Here is a 24,697-nt window from a genome sequence, read left to right as displayed (position 1 = left end):
GCCCTACAATCGCCGCCGCGCCGGCATAGCTCAGTTGGTAGAGCAACTGATTTGTAATCAGTAGGTCGGGGGTTCGACTCCCTCTGCCGGCACCATTGGAATCAATGGTTTACGCGCAAGCCCAGTAGCCACGATCGCTGCGCGCGCAATATTCCACGCACTATTGCGAACTACTTTCCCACGATTTCCGTCAACGTGTGGTCCGCCGCCCAATGGGCCTGGAGTTGGCGCACGGCTTGTTCGGATACGCCTTCTGCAACCGGTACGCATGACCGGCTGACCAGGGCGCAGATCACTTTGCCTGCTGCGTCGCCATGACTGGTGGCTTGTAACAACAGCTCGATGAGTTCCGGCGACCACATCATCGAGGCCGGAATGTCCTGGCCGCCGGACCCTTCGACAACCAGATAGCTACGTGCCCGCGGCGCGATATGGAAGGCGTACCAGCGGTCGCCGACGGTGATGTTCTCCAGCCGTATGACGCCTAAGCCGCCAACGACCGAATACCGCCCGCTTTGCCAGAGCCTGTCGCCGGCCCTGCCTGCATCCTCTTGCGGGCTTTGTTCGAATATGAAGATCCCGACCAGTTCCCGGGTGCTTTCGTTCCGGTAGATGCCGTGCACGGCGTAGCCATGTCGTGGTCCACCCGCTTCCGCCTCACCGCCGACGAATTGCATGCGCATTGGCGCCTCCGAAGTCACCGCGCCGAAGGGTCTACAACTGGAACACTCAAATCGTACACATCCAGCATTCACGCGGCCCGATGGTCGCTGGCTTCCCGCTTTGCCAGGTGTGCGAGGCCAGTGCATCGTGGCGGCTGTCATCGTCGCCCACGTGACGGCGATCTCAGGCGCCGAAAATGCCTCCTGGTCGAGGCATGCTCAATAGCACGGTCAGCGGGTTTGTAGGCGATTTGACCAACCCATGCTTCCGTAGAAAGCCTTTGCATTCTCATCCATTGCGTGGCAGAGCAGCGCCCGGATACCCATGACCTCCTACCCGTTTGATCACCCCGCCTCCTGCCGATAGCATCGATCAGATCAGCGCAGCCTTATCGCCGGGAGGCGACGAGTCGGGCTCAGCGTTTCCCCTTGAATTGATGGCCGCGCGGCGTCCTAAGCCGTGCAACGCCCCTGCGCTGATCAAATTCCCCCCTGGTCCGGCGATGCTTGCCGCTTTCGTCACCTCTTTGCGTTAGCTGTCGGCGTGCCATTGATCGAGGGGTTCGTCGTGCGGACTTGCGCAGCAGTGCGTTGGATGGTGTGGGGGTTGGCGGGGCTTGCGACGGGGGCGCCTGCGGCGGAATCGGCGCTGGACGGTGGTTTCAATACCGGCGGTTTCCGGCCGGGCTGGCGGGTGGATTTTTTCAATGGCAACGGATCGAACAACGACCAGGTGGCGGCGATCCGGCGCACACCCGACGGCTCGTTGATTGCCGCCGGACCGCTGGCGTTTTCCGGCGGTACGGGCATCCGCATCGGACTGGTGAAATACCGGCCGGACGGCACGCTCGACCCCAACTTCGGCTCGGGCGGGAAGGTGGTCAAAGACGCGTTCCTTTCCAGCGTGACGGACATGGTGCTGGACTCCCAGGGGCGTATCGTCGTTGTCGGTGCGACCCCCACGGGAACCGGCGGCAACCTGGATTTCGGCATCGTGCGCTTCCTGCCCAACGGCCAGGACGACCCGAGCTTTGCCGGTGACGGCGGTACGGCGATCGGCTTCAACTACGGCGGCACGATGGACGATCGGCCAACGTCCGTCGTCGTCGACGATCAGAACCGGCCGATCGTTTTCGGCACCATCATGGATGGATTGGGCAAACGCGTTTCGGGTGCAGCGCGATTCACGACGACAGGCGAACCAGACACGACGTTCGGCAACATGGGCGTCACCCCGACCGGGCGCAGCCTGCTCCGCATCGGCAACGGCACGTACGAGGAACAGGCCGCGCGCATAGTCCGGATGCCGAATGGTTCGCTGGTCGTTTCGGCAACCGTCGGCACATCTGCCACTGGCACGGCGTTCGGGCTCAGTCTCGTCTCGCCGGAGGGACGCCAGACCTCGTCGCCGCAGAATAGTGTGATCTTTTCCCCGCGGAACTATCCGGCCACGAGCGTCACGTCGCTGGCGATCCACAACAATCGCAGCGTGATTGTCGCCGGAAACAGTCCGCAGACGTCGGACGGCCTGGCCCTGCTGTGCCGCTTCACGATCGGTGGGCAGTTCGACACGGATCTGTTTTTCGATGTGTCGTTTGGCCCCAACTGCCACGAGCCTTTCAATGTCACGTCGGTTCAGGACCTCGCGGTGCGCAGCAACCGCGGCGTCGTCTATGTCGGCTATTCGAGCGGTGGTGGAATCATTGACTCGGCGGCGTCGGTGTTTCGTCTGACTCCCTCGGGAACCGCCGACGAAGCATTCGAATCCAATGGCGGACGGGTCTATCTGGCTCCGTGCATGGAGGCAAACCAGAGTGCCTACGCCACGCGCTTCCTCAGGATTACGCTGGCCGGCGACCAGCCCGTAGCTGCCGGCTATTCCTCCCGGAGTTGCTCATCGGACATCGACCGGGAATTTGCCGTCATGCGCCTGCAGAAGACGGACCTGATTTTCGCCAATGACTTCCAGTGACAGTGGCCGCCGGCGCGTGGTGCGGCGCCGGCGGCCGTTCTGCGGTAGTGTCCGCGGATGGGAACCATCCTGGTCGGTACGGCGAGCTGGACGGACAAGACCCTGATCGCCTGCGGCAAGTTTTATCCGCGCGGCTGCAGCTCCGCGGAAGGACGACTGCGCTACTACGCGGATCATTTTCCGATCGTCGAGGTCGATTCGTCGTACTACGCGTTGCCCAGCGTGGCTAACGCAGGTCTGTGGATCGCGCGTACGCCCGACGACTTCCGGTTCAACATCAAGGCATTCCGGCTGTTCACGGGGCACCAGACACCTGCGGCGGCATTGCCCCGCGATATCCAGTCGGCGCTCGCCTCCCATTTTGCCGCCAGCGCGGTGCTGTACTACCGCGATACCCCGAGGGAAATCCGCGATGAACTCTGGCGCCGCTACGAGCAGGCGATCGCGGTGCTACACAACGGAAAGCGGCTGGGCGCGGTATTGTTCCAGTTCGCGCCGTGGGTGAAGGCGTCGCGGTCGGCCTGCGACCATATCCTGGAGTGCCGCGAGCGGTTGGCCCGCTACATGCTGGCCGTCGAGTTCCGCCACCGTTCCTGGTTCGATGCCGGCCGCCGCGAAGCCACGCTGGCGTTCGAGCGTGAGCACCGGCTGGTGAATGTGACGGTCGACGAGCCGCAGGGGCCGTCCAACAGCATTCCCGCCGTCTGGGATACCACCCATCCGCAGCTGGCGATACTGCGCCTGCACGGACGCAACCTGGCCACCTGGAATCTGCGCGAGGCCACGGTGGCGTCGGACCGCTTCAATTACGACTACAGCGAACAGGAGCTCGAAGCGTTCCTGCCTTCGCTGAATGATCTGGCGGCGCAGGTGTTCCAGGTCCATGTGATCTTCAACAACAACTACGAGGACCAGGGCCAGCGCAACGCGGGCACGCTGATGCGGCTGGTCGGCGGTGTGCATCGCAAGATTCGAGTGGATGACGATGCGCGGGATGCGCCGTCATAGCGTCGTCAGCAAGGCGCCAGCGACGACGCGGCGGAGCCGATCATCTCCAGGATCCGGTTCAGGACGCGTACCGTAATACGCGCCCGGTTCAGGATGATGTCGCACAGGCCGGCGAAGGCAAGGCCCAGATAGGCGAAGTAGCCAAGGCCTACGTAGTCGCTGAAGACGATCGTGTGCAACCAATCCTGGGCGAAAAGGTACCAGTAGGCCGTGATCGTGGCGGCCAGCGTCAGCATCAGCGCAACGGGCAGGAGCTGCACGTCGGCCTTGCGTCGTATCACCACGGCCAGTCCCAGGCAAAGCAGCACGAGGCCGTTGGCAGTGCAGAATAGGCGGAACTCGCGTAGCAGGCTGGCAACGGTCTGCTGGTATTTCGCCTCGACGAACTGCGTCACGCGTTCCTTGATCGCGCCGGCCGATTCCAGAACACCGTTCCCCCAGGACTCCACGGCGACGACGATGCGCGTGCGGCAGGGACAGGCCGGGTCCTGCATGCGCGTGACGATATCGGACACCGTGCGGGTGACGGCGTCGCGTACCGCGGTACTTTCGACACCGGCAGCGGCGCCGATTCGCTGGCCCCAGGCCATCACCGCGTTGACGGCTTTGTTCTGGCCGGCATTGTCGATGGCCGCCTGCGTGCGCGCCACCAGCTCGCGTTCGATCAGGCCCCGGGCGGCCGACTCGATGCGTAGCGGTGCCGCGTAGGACACCAGCAGTGCCGCCAGGAACAGCAGGGCGCCGCCGAATCCGAGGATCAGCAGGCCGGTGCGAAGGATGCGCATCGAAACGTTCACTCCGTTGACGCCGCCACAGATGGCGGCGCGGGCTGCAGGGTTTAACGGGAATCCGACGGAAAACCAAGAATTCTGCAACCGGCCGGGTGCCGCTGTCGTGCACCCTGCAAGCCACCGGAAATGCGAATCCCGAAGAATCAGCCAGTTGCGTCCGGAACCCGGGTGGCACAGATTTTCCAGAGGGTCCTGTGTGGATCACGGTGTTCCGGCGTCATCCATTCGCTGCAGCTGATATCCGTCCGGATCTCGCGGCCGTCCACCCAATGCACGGCCCGCCACATGGAGGTTGATATGGCCCTTTCGACCATTCTGCTGATTGTCTTCATTGCGTTGTTGCTCAGCGCAATCCCGGTGTGGCCGTACTCGCGCAGCTGGGGCTATGCACCGAGCGGTGGCCTTGGCCTGGTCGTCATCGTGCTGGTTGTCCTGTTGCTGATGGGCCGTATCTAGCGGCCGTCATCGGCGATCGGCAGTGACTGCCGCGTGCCGGCGGGGTCGGCTTTGCCGGCACGACCGGCGCTTCGCCAGTCACTGCCGCCTGCGCGGCTCGCCGGCGAAGCGGTGCGAGGGTTCCGCCGTCGCACCGCTGTGGCACATCGCACGGTGTACAGAAAAACGGGGGGTTGCCACAGGAATCGGCGCGCGGCCAGCGAATTCGGGCACGGTGGGGGCTGCGGCATGCCACAATTCCACTGCGGCCTGCGGGTCGCGGTTTTTTCATTCTGAGTAAAAGAGCCATGAACCATCACAAGAAGACGGCTATTGCCCTGGCATTTGCCGCGCTCGGTGCTGCTGCGCCGGCGCTTGCCGACACCCATCCCGCGCTCGACCGCGTCTACGTGCAACTGGGCGCCTACCTTGCCGACAGTAACGCGGAGGCGCGTCTGAACGGCTCCAACGGCATCCTGGGAACGGATGTCAGCTTCGAGGACGACTTCGGCCTCACTGACGACCGCGTCGTGGGTCGCGCACGCGTCGGATTCCTGATCGGCGACAGCCAGGGGATCGAAATCGACGGATATCGTTTCCATCGCAGCGCCACGCGCAGCCTGGATCGGACGATCAACTACGACGGCAGCGTGTTCGACGTGGACGCGCAGGTGCACGGCAGCCTGAACCTTGACCTTGCCAGCGTGGCCTGGCGCTGGTGGTTGCCGGCGGGCGACCGTGACGTCTTCGGCCTGGGCCTGGGCGCCGCCTACTACCGCGCCGAGGGCACTGTCGCCGGCGAGGCGACGGTCAACAACACGCACCAGCAGGTCAAGGCGGGCGATTCGGTCGACGCCTGGGCACCGCTGGTGGAACTGGGCTGGCGCCACGCGTTTTCCGACTCGCTGCGCATGTACGCCGATATCGCGGGCGTGAAGAAGACCAACGGTTCGATTTCCGGGCACATCTATAATTTTGCCCTGGGCGCCGAATACTACCCGTGGGAGAACATCGGGTTCGGTCTCGAATACGGCGCGCAGCGCATCCACGTGGTGGCCGACAAGAGCCGTTTCGACGGCGTGCTGAATATCGATCTCTCCGGTCCGTCCGCCTTCGTCAAGGCGCGCTTCTGACCGATGCGGGCCGGCGCCTGCGCCGGTCCGTGCCACATGGCGGCTTCAGGACGTGTTCGTGGACGCCGCCGTGTCGGCCGGACGTTCTGAACCGTCGCAGTGCTTGCCAAGGTCCGGTGTTTCGCGCAGGGCCTTTGGCGGTTCGGTGAAGTGCAGCCGGGCGCGCATGGCGGGGCTGATCCAGGTCGTGCCGTCCTCGGTAACCAGCACCACGCACGCCACGCCCAGCACCTTGGCCAGGCGGGGAATGGCCTCGACGCCACCGACCATGACGCTGGTGGTGGTGATATCCGCCGTTACCGCGCTCGGGTGAATCACGCTGACGGCGATTGCACCGTGTGCCGGTTCGCCGGTGCGCGGATCCAGCACATGGCCCCAGCGCTGCCCGTCCACGGCGCGCCACTTCGCATAGCTGCCCGACGAGAACAAGGCTTCGTGGCCGCGCAGCTCGGCGCCGGCGAATACCGTGTCGGTGCTGGCGCGGATGCCGACACGCCATGGGCGGCCATCGGCATCGCCAAGGGCCAGCACATCCCCGCCCACATTGATCAATGCGTTGCGGATCCCGTGACGTGCCAGGATCGCCGCGATCTGGTCCGCGGCATAGCCCTCGGCCAGGGCATTGAGGTCGAGCGACAGCAGGGGGTTGGACGACTTCACGTTGCCATCGGCGCTGATCTGCAGTTCGTCCATGCGCGGCGGCTGCGTCCACAAGGCATTGAGCTGTTCGCGGGTGGGTGCGGGAGACAGGATCGGGAAGTTGCTGGTATGAAATCCCCACAGGGCGATCAGGCGGCCGATCGCCGGATTGAACAGGCCTTCGCTCAGCACATATCCGCGCTGGGCCTCACGGATCAGGCCGGCCAGCGACTCGCTGACGCGGACCGTGCGCCCCGCGGCGAGCCCCGCGTTCAGGCGGGTCAGCTCGCTGGGATCCCAGGCGTGCCAGTCGTCGTGGTCTTTGCGCAGGCGCTGGCCGATTTCGCCGAATGCGTCAGCCGCCGATTGCGCTGTCGCGCCGCGGACCTGTACCTGCGTGATGCCGCCAAAGACGACGAATGTCGCGCTCTGGACGGCGGGGCGCTTGTAAATCCATAGCGCGATAGTGCCCAGCACCGTGGCCGCGACGAGGGCGACCATCCATGGCATGCGTTTCAAGCGTCATTCCCATTGGGCACGGCCGCGTTCAAGCCAGCCGTGCAGAACAGCGAGGTCATCCGCGCCGATATCGATGAAGCGCATTCCCACCCAGTGCTGGCCGGGCACGTTGGCCGGCTCGGTCCATTGCTCGTGCATGCCCACTTCGAGCTGGTGCAGGTGTCCGCGCTCGTCGGGCAGGGAGAAGATGAACTGGTAGAGGGCGTCCTCGCGCGCGGGACGGTTGGCCACAAGCATCATGCCGTCGATCGACAGATTGCCGACACGCCCGACCACTTCGCCGGTAATGGCGTTGGTGACCTGGATGATTTCCTCGGCGCGTTTACGCGGAGCTCGCCGGTGTTCGACCATGATCACGATCCTCCATCACGTTGCAGCGGCGGAAGTCACGCCTTTTCCGGTGAATTGCTTGAGCGTGTCCATGATGGCGTGCCAGGCGCGGTCGATCAACGATTCGCGCTCGGTGGTCACCAGGCGCACCTGGCCGCGATGCATGTCGCGGGCGAGTTGCTCGAGCGTGCGCTCGTCGGTGCGTGCGCCGCGCTGGTTGACGAACAGGCAGCGCCCGGTAAGGGGCGAAAACCAGGACAGTTTCCGCCGCACCATCTCGCCCTGCTGGTTCGTGACGAACTCGAACCAGGTGCCGTAGGGCATGGTCTTGAGGCGCTCGAAAATCGTGGTTTCCTCAAGGTCGAGGGGGGCGAGATGTGCTGTTGACGCTGGCTGGCGCGCTGGCGCTCGGGTGCCGCGGGGTCTTCGCCCAGGCGCGCCTTGTTCTTGATCTTGATGGCCACTTCGGTGCGTGTTGCAGCGCTGTCGCCGGAATCGGCCGCGCTCTCATCCTCGATCGCGAGCACCTGCCGCACCATAGTCTGGGCTTCCTCGGTGTGGAAGCCAACCTGGCTCAACCCCTGCTCCAGTTCCGCGCGGACGCCGTCGGCGTGCGCGGCGGTGCCATCGATCAGGCGATCCGCGACATTGATGCGGCGCTGGTAGCTCTCCGAATCTTCGCCCTGGCGCAGGATGGTCAGGGCGAGCACGTCGGTCCAGGCCTGCTCGAGCAGGGTACGCACCAGACGGCTGACCTTGCGGTTGGCCAGGCGCTCGTTCACGGCGCCGATCGCCCGTTCGCGCGCCATGTCCAGGCGCTCGCGGCCCTTGGCGGCGTCGACATTGCGTCGTTCGGCCACTTCGGCCTTGCGCGCCAGCGTGCCCATGTGACGGCTCAGGTCCGTCAGCATCTCTTCGAACAGTTCCAGCTTGCCGTCGAACTCGCCGGTGACGCGATCGACCAGCAGCTGCATCTTCTCGACCAGCATCTTGTCGCTTTCGTTCTCGCTGTCGTCGAGCCAGTACTGGCCGGTTTCGGCGATGGTGTTGAGCAACTGGCGTGCAGGATGGTTGCGTCGTGTAAAGAACGACTTGTCGCGCAGTGCCACGCGCAGGATCGGTACCTGCAGCTTGGTCAGCAGCGATTGCGTGGCGCCGGTGGCCTTGACGTCCTTGTTGATGAAATCAAACAGCATGCCGACGAGATCAATGGTGTCGGCGTCCTCGGCGGCCAGCTGTGGCGGCTTGCCGTCCGGTGTGAGCTGACGCAGCTGGTTGAGCATGTCCTGGCGCACGTGCCCGACAGTGCGCGGCACCAGGCGTCCGCCCATCATCATGGGTGCTGCTGGACGCGACTGGAGCGATCCCAGCACGGCCTGGAGGTCTTCGGCGCTGGCCTGGTAGTCGGAGCTGCTGCCTGCGGGAGGAGCGGCGGCGCTGGTCGTGACGCGGCGGCCGGCCAGCAATTCGCGCAGGGTACTGAATACCTCGGTGTCGCGTGGCTCCTCGCGGGGCGATGCGGACGGCGTGCGCGGTGATGGATGCGGCAGCGGGCGCGCTTCGCGGGGTCGTGCCGCGTGGCTGCCGGGCGAATTGTAGGCGTCGGCCTCGCCCAGACCGAAGGAGCTGGCTTCACCGTCCTCCTGCTGGACGTACATCGCATGGCCCGGATGCGCGCGCAGGTCCGGGGTTGTCGGTCGATGACCAGCCAGGTCCGTGTGCGGCGAATAGTGATCATCGCCGCGGGCGTTCTCCGAGAGGGCATGGGTGCTGGGCAGGCGCGGCGTGATGATCGGCGAATTACGCAAAATGCCTTTTTCGATCAAGTAGTCATTTATAGCGTTATAGATAATGCCAATTTCTGGCATGACCGACTTGTCGAACTGCCGGTACATCAGGATGCGATGCTCCAGCGAAATCACCAGCGCGCCGCCGGCAAACTTGAGTGCGTCGCAGACGGCTTTGGGGCCAACGGGGAGCATGTCGGCTTCCAGCATTGGCGAACAGGCGAGCACGCCGAAACGATGGCCGAGTGCGAACAACGTCTGGCTGTGGCGGATTTCCGCCTTGGCCGCGATCTCGCGCAGCGAGATGTCTTCCTCCAGTTCGCGCGAATCGACCAGTGAGAGGTCCTGGAAACGCTTCGGTGCGTTGCTGGGTTCGCTCTTCTTCGGGGCATCCAGCTGGGCCAGCGTGGATTCCAGGTGCAGCATGAACCGCGGGGCGATGTCAGCGCGACCGCGCTTGACCTCGCGCAGCGTTTCGAACACCGAATGCTGTTCATCGCTGCTGCGGGCCTTCTCGGCCAGCTTGAAGAGCACCTGTTCGTACTCGGTCAGGGCCAGCACCAGGAGGCGCTCGAGCATGCCGCCGGCGAGTCCGAGGACGCCCTCGAGCGCGCTGCGGACGCGCACCGGCAGGTGAGAGCTGGCGCTGATGGTGGTCAGCTCGACCGTTGATGCCGGCTTGCGTACCGATGGATCCGTGAGACGCATGGCGTACTCCCCCCGCACCCTGGTGGCGTGGATTCTATTCCCGCCGCGGCGGCTGCCACCAGTCCGCGGTAACCCGTGGCGGCAGGCCGAGCGTGAACTGGCAGCCCGCTAGTCGCTGTCGTTGCGTGCGGTGACCGATTCGAGCTCGCCGTCCAGGTCGACCGACACGGTCAACGTGATCGGCTGGCAGCAGACGCCGCAGTCCTCGATGTAGGACTGGTCTCCGACGGTCATGTCGATCGTCGTGCCATAGGTGCCCCCGCAGTAGGGGCAATGGATGGTGACGGTCACCAGGGCGGTCGGCATGGTGGCTCCCCAGCCTGCTAGGGCAGGAACAGTCCGATCACATCGTTGAGGAAACGCTGGCCGGAGCTGGTGGGGCGCACCTGGCTGCCGTCGACGTCGAGCCAACCGCGGGCCGTTGCGGCGAACAGTGCCTGGTCGATGTCCTTGCGCGCGAGGCCGGACCGCTGCTCGAACAGGTCCAGGGGGAATCCCTGGTCCAGCCGCAGGGCGTTGAGCATGAACTCGAAGGCGATCTGGTCCGGAGCGACGGGCGTGTCTCCTCCGATCCGTCGCGCGGTCGCCGCATGCGCCAGGTACCCCCGGGGTGCCCGCACTTTCCATCGCCGCCGGATCTGACCGGTCTGCGGATGGCTGATCTTGCCGTGGGCGCCGGCACCGATGCCCAGGTAGTCGCCGAATTGCCAATAGTTGAGATTGTGAACGCTCTGCTGGTGCGCCCGCGCATAGGCCGAGGTTTCATAGTGCAGATAGCCGGCCTTGGCCAGCCGATCCTGACAGGCCTCCTGCATATCCCAGGCGAGCTCGTCATCCGGCAGCGGCGGCGGGTTGGCCGCAAAACGGGTGTTAGGTTCGAGCGTGAGCTGGTAGTGCGAGATGTGCGAGGGCGACAGCGCGACGGCCTGGTCGATATCCGTCAACGCACCGGCCAGGGTTTGTTCCGGCAGGGCGTACATCAGGTCGAGATTGATATTGGAAAAACCGTCGGCCTGTGCTTTCTCGACTGCACGCCGTGCTTCGCTGGCACCATGGATGCGACCCAGGCGAACCAGCTTGTCGTCGTCAAAACTCTGCACGCCGAAGCTCAGGCGATTGACGCCTGCGGCGCGGTAGTCGGCGAACACCCCGTGTTCCACGGTGCCGGGATTGGTCTCGAGCGTGATTTCGGCGTTGCTTACCAGCGGAATGCGCCGGCTCGCCTGTTCGAGGATCGCGCCGATCTGGTCGGGCGCGAAAAGGCTGGGCGTGCCGCCGCCGAAAAAGACACTGACAATCGGGCGGCCGGTCAGCGCGCCGGCGTAGTCGGCCAGGTCCTGGTCGAGGTCTGCCATGAGCGCATCGACGTATTCGCGCTGCGGAAGACCTTCGGGCGCGGTATGCGAATTGAAATCGCAATAGGGGCATTTGCGCACGCACCACGGGATATGGACGTACAGTGCCAGCGGCGGCGCGGTCATCATCATGGGGCTATTCTAGGCAGTGTGGCCGGCCACGGGGAGTCCGGTGTTTCCGGACACGGCGGACCGGCCGGGCGCGTCAGAGCGCGCCGTCTTCGAGTGCCTGGCGCAGGCGCCGCATGGCCTGGCCGCGATGACTGGCGTGGTTTTTCCCCACGGGATCAAGCTCGGCGGCACTGGCGTTGCGCACCGGGTCGAAAAACACCGGGTCGTAGCCAAAGCCGCCGCTGCCGCGGGGGGCGGTCAGCACGCGGCCGTGCCAACGCCCTTCGGCGATCACGGGTGCAGGGTCTTGCGCGTGGCGCAGCAGGGCGAGGGTGCAATGAAACCAGGCGCTGCGGCCGGCTTCGGCGACGCCGTCCAGTGCCGCCAGGAGCTTGGCGTTGTTGGCCGCATTGTCGCCATGCTGGCCGGCATAGCGGGCCGAATACAGGCCCGGCGCCCCGCCCAGGGCAGTGACGCACAGGCCCGAATCGTCGGCCAGGGCGGGCAGGCCGGACAGGCGTGCCGCGTGGCGCGCCTTGAGAATGGCGTTCTCGACGAAGCTCAACCCGGTTTCCACCGCGTCGTCGATGCCAAGGGCGGATTGCGGGACCAGTTCGATCGACAAGTCCGCCAGCAGGCTGGCCATCTCGGCCAGCTTGCCCTCTGTTGCCGCTGGCCAGGACGATGCGCCGGTTCATCCGGTGACGTGGGCCAGGGCCTGGCGCTGCAGTTGCACCAGTTCCGCCACGCCCTTGCCGGCCAGGGCCAGCAGGGCATCCAGTTCGTCGCGACGGAAGGCATGGCCCTCGGCAGTGCCCTGCAACTCGATGAATCCGCCGCCATCGTTCATGACGACGTTCATGTCGGTATCGGCCGCCGCGTCCTCGGCGTAGTCCAGGTCCAGCACCGGCACGCCGCGGAACACGCCTACCGAGACGGCGGCTATCGCGCCGATGACCGGGTCTTTCTTGATCAGGCGCTGCTGTTTCAGGCGATTGACGGCGTCGACCATCGCCACGTACGCGCCGGTAATGGCCGCGGTGCGGGTGCCGCCGTCCGCCTGCAGCACGTCGCAGTCGAGGGTGATCGTGCGCTCGCCGAGTGCGGCGCGGTCGACGCAGGCGCGCAGGCTGCGGCCGATCAGCCGCTGGATTTCCATGGTGCGGCCGCCCTGACCGCCGCGCGCGGCTTCGCGCTGGGTGCGCTCCTTGGTGGCGCGCGGCAGCATGCCGTACTCGGCAGTGACCCAGCCTTCGCCCTTGCCGCGCAGGAACGGCGGGACTTTTTCTTCCACCGTGGCGTTGCACAGCACACGGGTATCGCCGAAGGCGACGAGGACCGAGCCCTCGGCGTGGCGGGTGTAATGGCGTTCCAGGAGAACGGGGCGCAGCTGATCAGGGGCGCGCCCGGAAGGGCGCTGAAAGGCGGTCATCGGCAGGGGAGCTTGGGGATTGGGGCGGCGGAGTTTACCATTGCGGCCCTTTTTCCCGTCCGGGACCGCCATGATCCGCAGCATGACCGCCTATGCCAGTGCCGAGAGCACGACGCCGCTCGGGCTGTTGTCCTGCGAGGTGCGATCGGTCAACCACCGGTACCTGGAACTCAGCCCGCGCCTGCCCGAGGAACTGCGCTCGATTGAGCCGCAGCTACGCGAACGGGTCGCGGCCCGCCTCACCCGCGGCAAGGTGGACGTCGGTCTGCGGCTGCGGTCGCAGGGTGCGGCGATCGGGCGGCTGGAGTTCAACGAGCCGCTCCTGGCCCAGCTCGAACAGGCCGCGCAGCGGCTGGGCGCACGCTTTCCGGCGATGTCCACCGATTTCGTGGGCCTTCTCGCCGTGGACGGCGTTCTGGTCAAGCCCGAGATCGACCAGGGCGAGATCCACACCGCCGCATTCGCCGTGCTGGACCGGGCGCTGGACGACCTGGTCGCCACCCGCCAGCGTGAGGGCGAGCGCCTGTGTGGTTTCATCACCGAACGCCTGGACGGCATTGCCGCCACGGTGGCGCAGGTGCGCCAGTGGCTGCCGGACATCCGCGCGGCGCTGCGGGCAAAGCTGGAAACACGCCTGGCCGACTTCCGCCAGACGGCGGATCCGGCGCGGCTGGAACAGGAACTGGTGCTGCAGCTGTCGCGTATCGACGTGGACGAGGAACTGGACCGGCTCACCGCGCACCTGGCCGAGACGCGACGTATCCTCAAGCTGGCCGACGCCAACGGCCGGCGTCTGGATTTCCTCATGCAGGAATTCAATCGCGAGGCGAACACGCTGGGTTCGAAATCGGTCGACCAGCGCACCACGCAGGCGGCGGTCGAGCTCAAGGTGCTGATCGAGCAGATGCGTGAACAAGTGCAGAATATCGAATAATGTCCGGCACCCTGTTCATCGTTGCGGCGCCGTCGGGCGCGGGGAAGACCAGCCTGGTCAAGGCGCTGATCGAGCGCGAGCGTGATATCGCTCTGTCGGTGTCCTATACGTCGCGACCGCCGCGCCCGGCCGAGGTGGACGGGGTGCACTATCACTTCGTCTCGCGCGGCGTGTTCGAGCTGATGATCGAACGCGGCGAGTTTTTCGAGCACGCCGTGGTGCACGGAGATCTCAAGGGCACGGCGCGCGCGCCGGTGATGCAGGCGCTGGCCGCCGGACGCGACGTCCTGCTGGAGATCGACTGGCAAGGCGCCCGGCAGGTGCGTGCCCAGGTGCAGGATTCGGTCAGCATTTTCATCCTGCCGCCGTCGCGCCAGGAACTGGAACGGCGCCTGCGTGCCCGCGCCTCCGACAGCGAGGCAGTGATCCGCCGCCGCCTGGACGATTCGCGCAACGACATGGCGCACGCCCACGAGTTCGACTACCTCGTCATCAACGACCGCTTCGAAGACGCCCTTGCAGAGATGCGTGCCGTGGTCGCGGCGCAGCGACTGAAGTCGGCAAACCAGCTAAAGCGGCACGCCGTGCTGATGGGCGATTTGCTTAAGGACGCCTGAATTCGCCGGCTTTCGCCGGGAACGCGCATGGCGTAAGGTACGCCGCGCCGTGCCCCGGCCGATGGCAGTACCTTGCCAGCTCGGTGCGGGTTCCGATTTCGAGCGGCGCCCCTCTGCCTGACCGGCGCGCCGGAAGGGAAACCACGTGCCTTCGCCATTTCGATGACTGAAACCGTCACTTCACCTGCGCAGGATCCGGCGCTGGTCCGCATTCGCGGACTGAAAACGCGGCTGGGCAACAAGACGATTTTCGACGGTGTCGACCTGGACATCCCGCGCGGCCGCATCACGGCCGTCATGGGCCCCAGCGGCACGGGCAAGACGACGCTGCTGCGCCACATCACCGGGCAGCTGCGGCCAGACACGGGCGAGATCCGCGTCGACGGCCAGAATGTGCTGACGCTCGATCGCGAGGGGCTGTTTGCCCTGCGCGAACGCATCGGCTATCTCTTCCAGAACTCCGCGCTGTTGACCGATTTCAGCGTCTTCGAGAACGTCGCGTTTCCGCTGCGTCAGCATGCGCGCCTTCCCGAAGAACTGATCCGCATGATCGTGCTCACCAAGCTGCAGGCGGTCGGCTTGCGTGGTGCGGCAGAGTTGATGCCGGCCGAGCTGTCCGGCGGCATGGCCCGACGCGTGGCGCTGGCGCGCGCAATCGTGCGCGACCCGATGCTCCTGATCTACGACGAACCCTTCGTCGGACTGGATCCGATCGCGCTCAACCAGGTGCTCAAGCTTATCCGTACGCTCAATCAGACGCTGGGCCTGACCAGCATCGTCGTGGCGCACGAACTGTCGGCCGTCAGCCGCATCGCCGATCACATCTACCTCATCGCCGCCGGCAAGATTGCCGCGCACGGCGACCCGGAGACCCTGCGCCGCGGCGACACGGACTGGACACGCCAGTTTTTCGGCGGCGAGGCCGATGGTCCGGTACCGTTCCACTATCCGGCGCGCGACTACGCCGCGGATCTGGGTTTCAAGCAGGGTTCGCCATGACGACACCGCGAAGCAATGGCGTGTTCGGTAGCGGATTGGCGGAAATCGGCGCGATCGGGCTGTTTCTGCTGTCGGTACTCTCAGCCGTTCCCCGCAGCCTGCGCTACCTGCGCGAAACGGTACGGCAGGTCTATTTCATTGGTGCGATGAGCCTGGTGATCATCGCCACCTGCGGCCTCTTCGTCGGCATGGTGCTGGGCCTGCAGCTCTACTATGTACTGAGCAAGTTCGGTGGTACCGCGGCCCTGGGCAGCGTCGTGTCATTGTCGCTGTATCGCGAGTTGGGCCCGGTGGTGACGGCCCTGCTGTTTGCCGGTCGGGCGGGCACGTCGATCACCGCCGAAATCGGCCTGATGCGTGCCACCGACCAGCTGTCGGCGATGGAGATGATGGCGGTCGATCCGCTGGCATATGTCGTCACGCCACGTTTCCTCGCGGGCATCCTGGCGATGCCGCTGCTGGCCTGCATCTTCAACCTGATGGGCATCCTTGGTGCGCATGTGGTTGGCGTGAGCTGGCTCGGACTGGATAACGGCACGTTCTGGTCCAACATGACCGACAGCGTCGACGTGTGGACTGACGTGATCAACGGCGTGTGGAAGAGCCTGGTCTTCGGCGGCGTGGTGACATTGCTGGCCGCGTTCCAGGGCTACACGACCGCGCCGACCAGCGAAGGCGTGGCCTACGCGACCACCCGCACCGTGGTGTATTCCGCGATCGCCACGCTCGCGATCGACTTCCTGATGACCGCATTCCTGATGTGAGGCGACGACCGTAGCGCCATGACCCAACGACGTTCCTTCGAAATCGGCACTGGCCTTTTCATCCTGCTGGGCTTTGCCGCGCTTGGCTACCTGGCGACCCAGACCACGAGCCTGGCCAATTATCGCCAGGGGCCGACCTACGCCCTGAAGGCGCGCTTCACCAATATCGGCCAGCTCAAGCTTCGCGCGCCCGTGAAGGTGGCTGGCGTGCGCATCGGCAGCGTGCAGACGATCGAGCTGGAGCCTGATCGCCTGGAAGCCCTGGTGACGCTGGCTATCGACAAGCGCTTCAGCCAGCTACCGGACGATTCGGCCGCCGCTGTGTTCACCAGTGGTTTATTGGGCGATCAGTACGTTGCCCTGCAGCCGGGCGGTTCGCCGGAGATGTTCAAGGACGGTGACGAAGTCGTGCTGACCCAGAGTTCCATGCAGCTGGAAGAGCTGATCGGCAAGTACCTGGTGGGTGGCAATTCGCCGGGCAAGAACGAAAAAGACGATGCCAAGGCATCCGGTACGAATTAAGGAGTGGATGATGATGCGTTCTCTCATTTTCGCTTTTGCTGCGTCGTTGTTTGCGGCCGTCGGCACTGTGCAGGCCGCGCCGGCCGAACCGAATGCTGTCGTGCAGGGTATTGCCGATGACCTCGGAAGCGCCCTGGAAGGCCGCAAGGACGAGCTGCGCAACGACCGCGACAAGCTCATCAAGCTGATCGACCAGATCGTGCTGCCGCATTTTGATATCGACTACGCCTCCATCCTGGTGCTCGGCCAGAACGCCAGGGCCGCCACGCCGCAGCAGCGCGCGCGCTTTGCCAAGGCGTTCTATGACTCGATCGCCCACCGCTACGCCGAGGGTCTGCTCAATTACACCCGTGGTCGCATCAACATCACGCCCTACAAGGGCGAGCTCAACGACAAGCGTTCGCTGGTGCGTACCGAAGTCATTCTCGATGACGGCAAGCGAGTCCCGGTCGACTACGTCTTCCACAAGACCAGGGAAGGCGAGTGGAAGGCCTACGACGTCGTGATCGAGGGGATTTCCTACGTCTCGAACTATCGCAACCAGGTCGCGGCCGAGATTCAGAAATCCGGTCTTGATGCTCTCATCGCGCGGTTGGAGACGCAGGGCTCCAAGGCGCTGGAAAGCCTGGAAAACACCAAGTCGTGAGCGCCCCGGTGACTTGCCAGGTCGGTGTCCGGGACGGCGTGCTCGCCGTCACCGGGGCACTGGTGTTCGCCACCGCGGCACGGGCGCTGGCAGAGGCGCGGGCACCGTTGGCGCGGGGAGAGGCCCGCTCCCTGGATCTGGCCAAGGTCACCGTTGCCGACAGTGCCGGCCTGGGAGTCGTCCTGTCGCTGGTGCGCCAGGCTCGCCGACAGGGGACCGAGCTGCCGATCCGGCACGCACCCGCCAGCCTTCTCGCGCTGGCGCAGCTGTGCGAAGTTGATGCCCTGCTCGGCCTGCAGGCCGGCGAGGACGCCTCCCCGGTGTGAACATGCCGGCGCTGGAGGTACTCTTTGCGCGGTGTGCCATCCGCGAGTGATTCCATGTCATTGGTCGCGCCCCTGATCCTCGGTGCCGACATGGCCTATCAGCAATGGCTGGCCGATCAGCAAGGCAGCGTCTGGCTGGCGGACGACGCCACGGTGCTGTACGTGGGTGCCGACCTCCAGGAGCGCAACACGACCTACGGGATCCAGGCGTCGCTGCCGCAATACCTCATGATTGGACAGGAGGGCGACAGGGCGTACCTGCTCGAAGCACGCGCCGGCGCGCCCGTGCACAGCGTCGATCTGGGCAGTCTCATGGTCGAGGACTTCCGCCTTGTCTCGCCGGATTTCGCCACCTGGCAGCAGGGTGGTTTTGCACTGCCGCCCGAAAAAGCGGCCAGCCCGCTGCCGATGCGCGCGCCCATCTACGTCGATGGGGTTCCGGCCGGGGACGTGGCGGCACTCGGGCGGATCCGGAAGCTGCTCAATGCCCAATGGCCGATGGGCCAGCTTCGCGCCATGCTGGCCGCGCAGCCAATTCTGGCGGAGGCCTCGGGTTTTCCGTTCAGGATCCGGGGCGCGCTGGCATCGGAACCGGCGCTCGCGTCCTATCTGTTCTACGGCAAAGGCGGCAAGCTGAAGCGGATCCGTCCGTAATTGCCGGACGGCGAATCCGACGGTAATCAGCCGCCCGTGCGGGGCGTCGCGGCGTCGTCGGATGTCGTGGTGTCAACCGAGCTGGTCGACTCGTGCGTGGCCGACTGTCCGCCGCCGTTCTGCTGGAACTGCCGCTGTTCCTCGAGTAGTTCCTCGGGATCGAAATCCCCGTCCACGCCCTGCAGCTGCTCGATCACGTCGACCGGCGGATTGCCGTCGTAGATCTGGTAGATGCGCTGCTGGCGATAGGCATCGCGGAAGAACACATAGGGGTCGTAGACGCCTTCCAGCAGGCTTTCGGCATCGATGCCGCGCGAACGCAGCGATACCAGGAACAGCCAGGTCGGCATGTATTCGGCGTGGTAGCGCAGGCCCGACTGGTGGCGCGCATACATGGCCAGCGGATCGGCCAGGCGGTCGACCGGGAAGCGGAAAACGTCGCGGGCCGTGGTGGAGCCGAGAAGCGGTACCACCAGGTACGGACCATCCGGCACGCCCCATTTGGCCAGCGTGGTGCCGAAATCCTGCTCCTGCAGCTTGATCCCCATCTGGCTGGCCGGATCGAAGAATCCGACCAGGCCGATCGTGGTGTTGATCAGGAACCGGCCCGTGCTGCGGACGAAGGCGCGAGGCTCGCCCTGCAGCAGGTTGTTGGCCATGGTGACCGGTGTGCGCACATTGGTGAAAAAATTGGTGACCACGCGCCGCATATTCGGGGTGGTGACCTTGCGGTAGCCCACGGCCACGCGCCGGATCACGGTGCGATCGGCGAAGTCGTTGAAAGCGTAGGCTTTCCGGTTCCATTTCTCCCACGGGTCGTCGGTTCGCGGCCTGGCGATCGTGCAACCGGCCAGGACCACCATGGCGGCAGCCAATGCCAGCGTTCGATACGACTTCCAGCGCGATTCGGGCGACATGCAGACAGCTTCCTGCGACGTGGGGCAGCGGGCGGACATGACGACCTCTCTAAGGAATTCAAGGTCATGCGGGCACGCGAACCGCGAAGGATACACCGGCCAACTGAACTTCGTATAAGCCAGTTTGCGCCATGGGAAATCCGGCGGCTACAATGGGCCCCATCCAAGCATCTGATTCTTTTTTGTTTTTGAGGTTCACATGGCCCGAGTTACCGTAGAAGACTGCCTTGAAGTGGTCGACAACCGCTTCGAGCTGGTGCTGATGGCTACCAAGCGCGCCCGCCAGCTGGCCAAGGGTTCCGACCCTCTGGTGCCGGCGGAAAACGACAAGCCCACCGTGCTCGCCCTGCGCGAGATCGCGGATGGCAAAGTCGACAATGCCCTGATCGAACAGGTCGAGAAGCTCGAACGCGAACGCGCCGAACGCGAAGCGTTGGAATGGGCTGCGGCTGAAGTTGACGACGATCTCAAGGGCGGCGGCGACGACCTCTAAGTGTCTCGACCGGGTACACGCGGCAGCGTGCCTGGTCACTCGGCGGAGCACCCAGTGGAGACGGCCCTGATTTCGCAGCAGGCGCCGACCGTAAGCGATCCTCCCGCCTACGTCCGCGCGCTGGAAGAAAAGCTGCTCGGCTACCTGACGCCTGCGCAGGTCGTGCTGGTGCGCCGTGCCTATGAAGTGGGCGCCCACGCCCACCGCGAACAGAAGCGCAAGAGCGGCGAGCCGTACATCACCCATCCGGTGGCTGTGGCCTCCATCATGGCCGAGCTGGGGCTGGACCACGAAACCATCATCGCGGCCATCCTGCACGACACCCTGGAAGACACCCCGCTCACCCGCGCCGAGCTGGCGGCGGAATTCGGCGAGGCCGTGGCCGAACTCGTCGACGGCGTCACCAAGCTCGACAAGCTGCACTTCAAGAGCCGCCAGGAAGCGGCTGCCGAGAGTTTCCGCAAGATGCTCCTGGCGATGGCGCGCGATCTGCGCGTCATCCTGATCAAGCTGGCGGACCGCCTGCACAACATGCGCACGCTGGGGGCGATGGAACCGTCGGCGCGTCGCCGCATTGCCCGCGAGACGCTGGAGATCTACGCCCCGATCGCCCAGCGCCTGGGCATGAATCGGTTCAAGGGCGAGCTGCAGGAACTGGGCTTCCGCGCGATGTATCCCGATCGCCATCGTGTGATCGAGACGCGGATCAAGAGCGCGCTGGGCAACCGGCGCGAGGCGATGGCCAAGATCGAGGCCGCCCTGCGCGCGCGCCTGGCGGCCGAGGGCATCATTGCGCGTGTGGTCAGTCGCATCAAGTCGCCTTTCAGTATTTATACAAAAATGCTGAATGAGCACAAATCATTCGTGCAGGTGATGGACGTCTACGGTTTTCGCGTAGTCACTGACAGCGTGATGCGCTGCTATCACGCGCTGGGTGCGGTACACGGCCTGTACAAGCCGCTGGATGCGCGTTTCCGCGATTTCATCGCCATTCCCAAGGCCAACGGCTACCAGTCCCTGCACACCGTCGTATTCGGCCCCTTTGGTGCGCCGATCGAGATCCAGATCCGCACCGAGGAGATGGACTCGGTCGCCGAGCGCGGCGTTGCGGCGCACTGGGCCTACAAGTCCGGCGAGGGCCACGGCAATGCCGCGCACTCGCGTGCGCGCGAGTGGGTGGAAGGTCTCGTCGACAGCAATGCGCGCACGGCCTCGTCGCTGGAATTCATCGAGAACGTCAAGGTCGATCTGTTCCCCGACGACGTCTACCTCTTCACGCCCAAGGGCCGCATCCTTGCCCTGCCGCGCAATGCCACCGCGCTGGACTTCGCCTACGCCGTGCACACGGATGTCGGTCACCATGCCGTGGCCGTGCGCGTGGATCGCAAGCTAACGCCGCTGCGCACCCGGCTGTCGAGCGGCCAGACGGTCGAGGTCATCACGGCGCCCTCGGCGCAACCGAATCCGCAGTGGCTGGAGTGGGTGGTGTCGGCGAAGGCACGTACCGCGATCCGGCATCACCTGAAGCGCCTGCAGCACGAGGACGCCGTGGAGCTGGGTCATCGCATGCTCGACCGTGCGCTCGACCAGGCCGGTATCGCCCTGGAAAGCGTACCGGTGGACCTGCTCGACCAGTACCTGTCGGACAACAAGTTCAAGCGCCTGGAAGAACTGCTCGCCGATATCGCCCTGGGCAATCGCGTGGCAGAGCAGGTGGCGGCGCAGCTGGTGCGCCTGAAGGGTGGCAAGGCACGCCTGCGCGTATCGCGCACGGCCGAGAGCATTCGCATCACCGGCGCCGAGCGGGGCGTGCTGACTTTCGCCAACTGCTGCCACCCGCTGCCGGGCGACGACATCATGGGATTCATGTCGGCCGGCAAGGGCGTGGTGGTGCACCGGCTCGAATGCCCGAACGTCACCGAGTTCCGCAAGTCGCCCGAGCGCTGCATTGCGATGGAATGGGACCGCGACGTCAGCGGCGACTACAAGGTCGAGCTGCGCGTGGACATCCAGAACAAGCCCGGCGTGCTGGCGTCCGTCGCCGCCGCGATCGCCGAGAGCAATTCCAATATCGAAAATGTGGAATACCAGGATCGCGGCGTGATGTCCGCCATCATCGTGTTCACCATCGAAGTGAAGAACCGCAAGCACCTGGCTGACGTCATGCGTCGGGTGCGCCGCCTGGGCGTGGTGCACGGCGTCTATCGCCACCCGGTCTGAGTGGCCAGGAACACGTTTCCGCCACACGTCGCGACGCCCGGCGCCGCGGCCTGCGTCGCGGAAGCCGGATGCTCCGCCGGAGCAGGTCGTCGACGGACCGTCGCGTCGAAGTTCGGGCGCAATACCAACCAGCAAGGAGCCACATGTCCCGCACCATCATCGTCACGGATCGCGCACCCCAGGCGATCGGACCGTATTCCCAGGCCGTCAAGGTCGACAAGACGATCTACGCTTCCGGCCAGATCCCCCTGGACCCGGCGACCGGCGAACTCGTCCCGGGCGATATCGCCACCCAGGCGCGACGCGTATTCGACAACCTCCAGGCGGTGGTGGATGCCGGCGGGGGCACGTTCTCGGACGTGGTACGCGTGACGATCTACCTGACGAACCTGGGCAACTTCGGTGACGTCAACGGCGTCATGATGGAGTACTTCAAGCCGCCGTACCCGGCACGTGCCACCGTTGGCGTAGCGTCGCTGCCGCGTGGCGCGCAGGTGGAAGTGGATCTGGTCGCTGTGCTGGACTGACCGCTGCAGGACGGAAGCCGCCCGCCGGCTTCCGTCCGCGGCTGTTCCTGTCGCAAGAACTTTTCGCCTGACTGTCTTTGAATCCGACGACGTCACTCATGGAAGATCCCGGCCTGGTCCCGGTGTCGGCGCTGCCAGGCGTCGGACCATCCCTGCGCGCGAGCCTGGCGAAGCTCGGGCTCAGCACCCTGCAGGACCTGTGGTTCCACCTTCCCCTGCGCTACGAGGACCGCACCCGGGTAGTGTCGATCGCCGACCTGCGGCCGGGTGACGCGGCGCAGGTCGAGGGCGTGGTCGATGCGGTCGAACGCAGTTTTCGCGGCCGGCCGCAACTGCGCGTGGCGCTGTCAGACGATTCGCAGCAGACGCTGGTGCTGCGCTTTTTCCACTTCCGTGGTGCCCAGGTCGATCAGCTTCAGCCCGGCACGCGGCTGCGCTGCTACGGCGAGATTCGCCGCGGCGCCAACAGTCTGGAGATCGTCCACCCGCAGTACCAGCGCCTGGTGTCGGACGAGCCGGGCGCCGTGGAAGAGAACCTGTCTCCCGTGTATCCGACGACCGAAGGCCTTGGATACAAGCGTCTGGCGGGATTGATCCAGAAGGCGCTGGAGCGTCTGCCGCGCGAGGAACAGCTGGAGCTGATCCCGTCCGCGCTGCGGCGTGATCTGCACCTGTTGTCGCTGCGCCAGGCCCTGCTGTATGTGCATCGCCCGCCGCCGGATGCCGAAGTCGGCCGGCTGGCGCTGGGCGCGCATCCGGCCCAGCAGCGGCTGGCCTTCGAAGAACTGCTCAGTCATCACCTGAGCCTCAAGCAACTGCGACGCGACGTGCGTCGCCACAGTGCGCCGTCGCTCAAGGGCGATGGTCGTCTGCGCCGGCGCTTCACGGCAGGGCTTCCGTACCAGCTCACTGGCGCGCAGCGCCGGGTCAGCGCCGAAGTGGCGGCCGATCTGGCAGCGCTTGAGCCCATGCTGCGGCTGGTGCAGGGCGATGTCGGCTCCGGCAAGACGGTGATCGCGGCGCTGGCTGCGCTGACGGCGGTCGAAGCGGGATACCAGGTCGCACTGGTCGCGCCGACGGAGCTGCTGGCCGAGCAGCACCTGCGCAACTTCCGGGCGTGGCTGGAACCGCTGGGCATCGAGGTGGTCTGGCTGGCCGGCAAGGTGCAGGGCAAGAACCGCGCGGCGGCGCTGGCGGCCGTCGCGGGCGGCGCATCCATCACCATTGGCACGCATGCGCTGATGCAGGAAGGCGTCGCGTTCAGCCAGCTGGGGTTGGTCATCATCGATGAACAGCACCGGTTCGGCGTCCATCAGCGCCTGTCCTTGCGCGACAAGGGCCGCACGGGCGACCGCGTGCCGCACCAGTTGGTACTGACGGCCACGCCGATTCCGCGCACCCTCGCGATGACCGCATACGCGGATCTCGACGTCTCGGTGGTCGACGAATTGCCGCCAGGGCGCACGCCGGTCACGACCGTGGCCATCTCCAACGCCCGCCGTGACGAGGTGATCGCGCGGATTCGCGCCGCCTGCGTCGAGGGGCGTCAGGCGTACTGGGTCTGCACCCTGATTGAGGAATCCGAGCAACTGCAGGCGCAGGCCGCGGAAGTGGCGCATGTAGAATTGTGCAATGTGTTGGCCGGTATTCCAGTCGGGCTTGTCCATGGGCGCATGAAACCGAAGGAAAAATCGGCCGTCATGGACGCCTTCAAGTCCGGTGAGCTCAAGGTGCTGGTGGCCACGACGGTGATCGAAGTCGGTGTCGACGTCCCCAACGCCAGCCTGATGGTGATCGAAAATGCCGAGCGCCTGGGCCTTGCGCAACTGCACCAGCTGCGCGGCCGGGTGGGGCGCGGCAGCGTGGTCTCCAGCTGTGTGCTGCTGTATCAGCCGCCATTGTCGCAGATGGCCAAGGCACGCTTGAACGTGCTGCGCGAAACCAATGACGGCTTCCGTATTGCCGAGAAGGACCTCGAACTGCGGGGCCCCGGCGAGATGCTGGGCACGCGGCAGACCGGCCGGCTGGAATTCCGCATTGCCGACATCCAGCGCGACAGCGCCCTGCTGCCCCTGGTGCAGGAAATCGGCGAGCGGCTGCTGGCGGAGAATCCGCCGCTGGCCGAACGGCTGGTTGCACGCTGGGTCGGCGCTGCCGCACGCTACGCGGCCGCCTGACAGAAACGACTTCACGAGA

Annotated in this window: 24 protein-coding genes, 1 tRNA gene and 2 pseudogenes; 17 read left to right on the top strand and 10 right to left on the bottom strand. The window is 65.4% G+C overall.

The window, feature by feature from the left end; genetic code table 11:
• The first annotated feature begins 19 nt into the window (after window positions 1-19).
• Window positions 20-95 (top strand) — tRNA-Thr (locus tag N4264_RS24785).
• A gap of 75 nt (window positions 96-170) precedes the next feature.
• Here the strand turns inward: N4264_RS24785 and N4264_RS24780 are convergent.
• Window positions 171-683: a hypothetical protein gene (locus tag N4264_RS24780; RefSeq protein WP_261694878.1), complete on the bottom strand. Its 513-nt coding sequence runs from the start codon at window positions 681-683 to the stop codon at window positions 171-173.
• 547 nt (window positions 684-1,230) lie between these two features.
• On the opposite strand from N4264_RS24780, the gene N4264_RS24775 reads away from it, so the two are divergent.
• Both N4264_RS24775 and N4264_RS24770 read left to right on the top strand, forming a co-directional pair.
• Window positions 1,231-2,634, top strand: coding sequence for a delta-60 repeat-containing protein (locus N4264_RS24775; protein WP_261694877.1), 1,404 nt, complete (start codon window positions 1,231-1,233; stop codon window positions 2,632-2,634).
• 57 nt (window positions 2,635-2,691) lie between these two features.
• Entirely contained in the window at window positions 2,692-3,642 is a 951-nt protein-coding gene (locus N4264_RS24770) for a DUF72 domain-containing protein (protein ID WP_261694876.1), read from the top strand.
• A gap of 5 nt (window positions 3,643-3,647) precedes the next feature.
• Here N4264_RS24770 and N4264_RS24765 read toward each other — a convergent pair whose 3' ends face one another.
• Complete coding sequence (locus tag N4264_RS24765; protein WP_261694875.1) at window positions 3,648-4,427, bottom strand: hypothetical protein; 780 nt, start codon at window positions 4,425-4,427, stop codon at window positions 3,648-3,650.
• A gap of 303 nt (window positions 4,428-4,730) precedes the next feature.
• Between N4264_RS24765 and N4264_RS24760 the strand changes: the two genes are divergently transcribed.
• Together N4264_RS24760 and N4264_RS24755 are read left to right on the top strand one after the other, a co-directional pair.
• Entirely contained in the window at window positions 4,731-4,889 is a 159-nt protein-coding gene (locus tag N4264_RS24760) for a DUF3309 family protein (protein WP_261694874.1), read from the top strand.
• 287 nt (window positions 4,890-5,176) lie between these two features.
• The gene (locus N4264_RS24755) at window positions 5,177-6,001 is read left to right on the top strand and encodes a hypothetical protein (protein ID WP_261694873.1); all 825 of its coding nucleotides are present in this window, start codon (window positions 5,177-5,179) and stop codon (window positions 5,999-6,001) included.
• Between the two features lie 45 nt (window positions 6,002-6,046).
• Here N4264_RS24755 and N4264_RS24750 read toward each other — a convergent pair whose 3' ends face one another.
• From N4264_RS24750 to rph, 7 genes and pseudogenes are all read right to left on the bottom strand, one after another.
• Window positions 6,047-7,150 (bottom strand): FAD:protein FMN transferase, encoded by a 1,104-nt coding sequence (locus tag N4264_RS24750; protein WP_261697703.1) that lies wholly within the window; start codon window positions 7,148-7,150, stop codon window positions 6,047-6,049.
• 12 nt (window positions 7,151-7,162) lie between these two features.
• Window positions 7,163-7,510 carry a PilZ domain-containing protein gene (locus tag N4264_RS24745; protein WP_261694872.1) on the bottom strand — a complete coding sequence of 116 codons (348 nt, stop codon included), beginning with the start codon at window positions 7,508-7,510 and terminating at the stop codon, window positions 7,163-7,165.
• A 120-nt stretch (window positions 7,511-7,630) separates the two neighbouring features.
• Window positions 7,631-9,855: pseudogene (locus N4264_RS24740) on the bottom strand (DUF1631 domain-containing protein); the annotation flags it as partial.
• A 237-nt stretch (window positions 9,856-10,092) separates the two neighbouring features.
• The gene (locus tag N4264_RS24735; protein ID WP_261694870.1) at window positions 10,093-10,290 is read right to left on the bottom strand and encodes a CPXCG motif-containing cysteine-rich protein; all 198 of its coding nucleotides are present in this window, start codon (window positions 10,288-10,290) and stop codon (window positions 10,093-10,095) included.
• 17 nt (window positions 10,291-10,307) lie between these two features.
• The gene (gene hemW / locus N4264_RS24730) at window positions 10,308-11,471 is read right to left on the bottom strand and encodes a radical SAM family heme chaperone HemW (RefSeq protein ID WP_261694869.1); all 1,164 of its coding nucleotides are present in this window, start codon (window positions 11,469-11,471) and stop codon (window positions 10,308-10,310) included.
• A 73-nt stretch (window positions 11,472-11,544) separates the two neighbouring features.
• Window positions 11,545-12,148 (bottom strand): annotated as a pseudogene (gene rdgB, locus N4264_RS24725) (RdgB/HAM1 family non-canonical purine NTP pyrophosphatase).
• On the bottom strand, window positions 12,145-12,882 hold the full coding sequence (gene rph, locus N4264_RS24720) for a ribonuclease PH (protein ID WP_261694868.1): 738 nt from the start codon (window positions 12,880-12,882) through the stop codon (window positions 12,145-12,147). The pseudogene rdgB and the gene rph overlap by 4 nt, the downstream one beginning before the upstream one ends.
• A 70-nt stretch (window positions 12,883-12,952) precedes the next feature.
• Here rph and N4264_RS24715 point away from each other — a divergent pair, with 70 nt between their 5' ends.
• The 8 genes from N4264_RS24715 to N4264_RS24680 all read left to right on the top strand — a co-directional run bounded on the left by N4264_RS24715 (window position 12,953) and on the right by N4264_RS24680 (window position 18,344).
• Complete coding sequence (locus tag N4264_RS24715; protein WP_261694867.1) at window positions 12,953-13,816, top strand: YicC/YloC family endoribonuclease; 864 nt, start codon at window positions 12,953-12,955, stop codon at window positions 13,814-13,816.
• A complete protein-coding gene (gmk, locus tag N4264_RS24710; RefSeq protein WP_261694866.1) occupies window positions 13,816-14,433 on the top strand; it encodes a guanylate kinase in 618 nt (205 codons plus the stop codon). The genes N4264_RS24715 and gmk overlap by 1 nt, the downstream gene beginning before the upstream one ends.
• A 162-nt stretch (window positions 14,434-14,595) precedes the next feature.
• Window positions 14,596-15,432 (top strand): ABC transporter ATP-binding protein, encoded by an 837-nt coding sequence (locus tag N4264_RS24705; RefSeq protein ID WP_261694865.1) that lies wholly within the window; start codon window positions 14,596-14,598, stop codon window positions 15,430-15,432.
• On the top strand, window positions 15,429-16,196 hold the full coding sequence (mlaE, locus tag N4264_RS24700; protein WP_261694864.1) for a lipid asymmetry maintenance ABC transporter permease subunit MlaE: 768 nt from the start codon (window positions 15,429-15,431) through the stop codon (window positions 16,194-16,196). Before N4264_RS24705 ends, mlaE begins: the two co-directional genes overlap by 4 nt.
• 18 nt (window positions 16,197-16,214) lie before the next feature.
• Window positions 16,215-16,718 carry an outer membrane lipid asymmetry maintenance protein MlaD gene (gene mlaD, locus N4264_RS24695; protein ID WP_261694863.1) on the top strand — a complete coding sequence of 168 codons (504 nt, stop codon included), beginning with the start codon at window positions 16,215-16,217 and terminating at the stop codon, window positions 16,716-16,718.
• Between the two features lie 10 nt (window positions 16,719-16,728).
• Window positions 16,729-17,364, top strand: a complete 636-nt coding sequence (locus tag N4264_RS24690; protein ID WP_261694862.1) for an MlaC/ttg2D family ABC transporter substrate-binding protein — start codon at window positions 16,729-16,731, stop codon at window positions 17,362-17,364.
• Window positions 17,361-17,690, top strand: a complete 330-nt coding sequence (locus N4264_RS24685; protein WP_261694861.1) for an STAS domain-containing protein — start codon at window positions 17,361-17,363, stop codon at window positions 17,688-17,690. Before N4264_RS24690 ends, N4264_RS24685 begins: the two co-directional genes overlap by 4 nt.
• A 90-nt stretch (window positions 17,691-17,780) precedes the next feature.
• A complete protein-coding gene (locus N4264_RS24680) occupies window positions 17,781-18,344 on the top strand; it encodes a hypothetical protein (RefSeq protein WP_261694860.1) in 564 nt (187 codons plus the stop codon).
• Window positions 18,345-18,370: 26 nt separating this feature from the next.
• Here N4264_RS24680 and N4264_RS24675 read toward each other — a convergent pair whose 3' ends face one another.
• On the bottom strand, window positions 18,371-19,300 hold the full coding sequence (locus N4264_RS24675; protein WP_343231981.1) for an MlaA family lipoprotein: 930 nt from the start codon (window positions 19,298-19,300) through the stop codon (window positions 18,371-18,373).
• A gap of 160 nt (window positions 19,301-19,460) precedes the next feature.
• Here N4264_RS24675 and rpoZ point away from each other — a divergent pair, with 160 nt between their 5' ends.
• The 4 genes from rpoZ to recG all read left to right on the top strand — a co-directional run bounded on the left by rpoZ (window position 19,461) and on the right by recG (window position 24,678).
• The gene (gene rpoZ, locus N4264_RS24670) at window positions 19,461-19,754 is read left to right on the top strand and encodes a DNA-directed RNA polymerase subunit omega (protein ID WP_261694859.1); all 294 of its coding nucleotides are present in this window, start codon (window positions 19,461-19,463) and stop codon (window positions 19,752-19,754) included.
• A gap of 27 nt (window positions 19,755-19,781) precedes the next feature.
• Entirely contained in the window at window positions 19,782-21,974 is a 2,193-nt protein-coding gene (locus N4264_RS24665; RefSeq protein ID WP_425508298.1) for a RelA/SpoT family protein, read from the top strand.
• Between the two features lie 143 nt (window positions 21,975-22,117).
• Window positions 22,118-22,501 carry a RidA family protein gene (locus tag N4264_RS24660; RefSeq protein ID WP_261694858.1) on the top strand — a complete coding sequence of 128 codons (384 nt, stop codon included), beginning with the start codon at window positions 22,118-22,120 and terminating at the stop codon, window positions 22,499-22,501.
• A 98-nt stretch (window positions 22,502-22,599) separates the two neighbouring features.
• The gene (gene recG / locus N4264_RS24655; protein ID WP_261694857.1) at window positions 22,600-24,678 is read left to right on the top strand and encodes an ATP-dependent DNA helicase RecG; all 2,079 of its coding nucleotides are present in this window, start codon (window positions 22,600-22,602) and stop codon (window positions 24,676-24,678) included.
• Window positions 24,679-24,697 lie beyond the last annotated feature (19 nt).

The sequence above is a fragment of the Tahibacter amnicola genome (genome assembly GCF_025398735.1).
Lineage (GTDB): Bacteria > Pseudomonadota > Gammaproteobacteria > Xanthomonadales > Rhodanobacteraceae > Tahibacter > Tahibacter amnicola.
The sequence above is the reverse complement of the archived record's forward strand: the minus strand, read 5'-3'. Positions and strand labels throughout refer to the sequence as shown.

Coding starts and splice junctions, on each gene's coding strand:
- N4264_RS24675 (WP_343231981.1), bottom strand. CDS start 19,300: ATGTCCGCCCGCTGCCCCACGTCGCAGGAAGCTGTCTGCATGTCGCCC.
- hemW (WP_261694869.1), bottom strand. CDS start 11,471: ATGATGATGACCGCGCCGCCGCTGGCACTGTACGTCCATATCCCGTGG.
- gmk (WP_261694866.1), top strand. CDS start 13,816: ATGTCCGGCACCCTGTTCATCGTTGCGGCGCCGTCGGGCGCGGGGAAG.
- recG (WP_261694857.1), top strand. CDS start 22,600: ATGGAAGATCCCGGCCTGGTCCCGGTGTCGGCGCTGCCAGGCGTCGGA.
- rpoZ (WP_261694859.1), top strand. CDS start 19,461: ATGGCCCGAGTTACCGTAGAAGACTGCCTTGAAGTGGTCGACAACCGC.
- mlaE (WP_261694864.1), top strand. CDS start 15,429: ATGACGACACCGCGAAGCAATGGCGTGTTCGGTAGCGGATTGGCGGAA.
- N4264_RS24770 (WP_261694876.1), top strand. CDS start 2,692: ATGGGAACCATCCTGGTCGGTACGGCGAGCTGGACGGACAAGACCCTG.
- rph (WP_261694868.1), bottom strand. CDS start 12,882: ATGACCGCCTTTCAGCGCCCTTCCGGGCGCGCCCCTGATCAGCTGCGC.
- N4264_RS24780 (WP_261694878.1), bottom strand. CDS start 683: ATGCGCATGCAATTCGTCGGCGGTGAGGCGGAAGCGGGTGGACCACGA.
- N4264_RS24745 (WP_261694872.1), bottom strand. CDS start 7,510: ATGGTCGAACACCGGCGAGCTCCGCGTAAACGCGCCGAGGAAATCATC.
- N4264_RS24765 (WP_261694875.1), bottom strand. CDS start 4,427: ATGCGCATCCTTCGCACCGGCCTGCTGATCCTCGGATTCGGCGGCGCC.
- N4264_RS24750 (WP_261697703.1), bottom strand. CDS start 7,150: ATGCCATGGATGGTCGCCCTCGTCGCGGCCACGGTGCTGGGCACTATC.
- N4264_RS24690 (WP_261694862.1), top strand. CDS start 16,729: ATGATGCGTTCTCTCATTTTCGCTTTTGCTGCGTCGTTGTTTGCGGCC.
- N4264_RS24660 (WP_261694858.1), top strand. CDS start 22,118: ATGTCCCGCACCATCATCGTCACGGATCGCGCACCCCAGGCGATCGGA.
- N4264_RS24680 (WP_261694860.1), top strand. CDS start 17,781: ATGGCCTATCAGCAATGGCTGGCCGATCAGCAAGGCAGCGTCTGGCTG.
- mlaD (WP_261694863.1), top strand. CDS start 16,215: ATGACCCAACGACGTTCCTTCGAAATCGGCACTGGCCTTTTCATCCTG.
- N4264_RS24715 (WP_261694867.1), top strand. CDS start 12,953: ATGATCCGCAGCATGACCGCCTATGCCAGTGCCGAGAGCACGACGCCG.
- N4264_RS24755 (WP_261694873.1), top strand. CDS start 5,177: ATGAACCATCACAAGAAGACGGCTATTGCCCTGGCATTTGCCGCGCTC.
- N4264_RS24735 (WP_261694870.1), bottom strand. CDS start 10,290: ATGCCGACCGCCCTGGTGACCGTCACCATCCATTGCCCCTACTGCGGG.
- N4264_RS24760 (WP_261694874.1), top strand. CDS start 4,731: ATGGCCCTTTCGACCATTCTGCTGATTGTCTTCATTGCGTTGTTGCTC.
- N4264_RS24705 (WP_261694865.1), top strand. CDS start 14,596: ATGACTGAAACCGTCACTTCACCTGCGCAGGATCCGGCGCTGGTCCGC.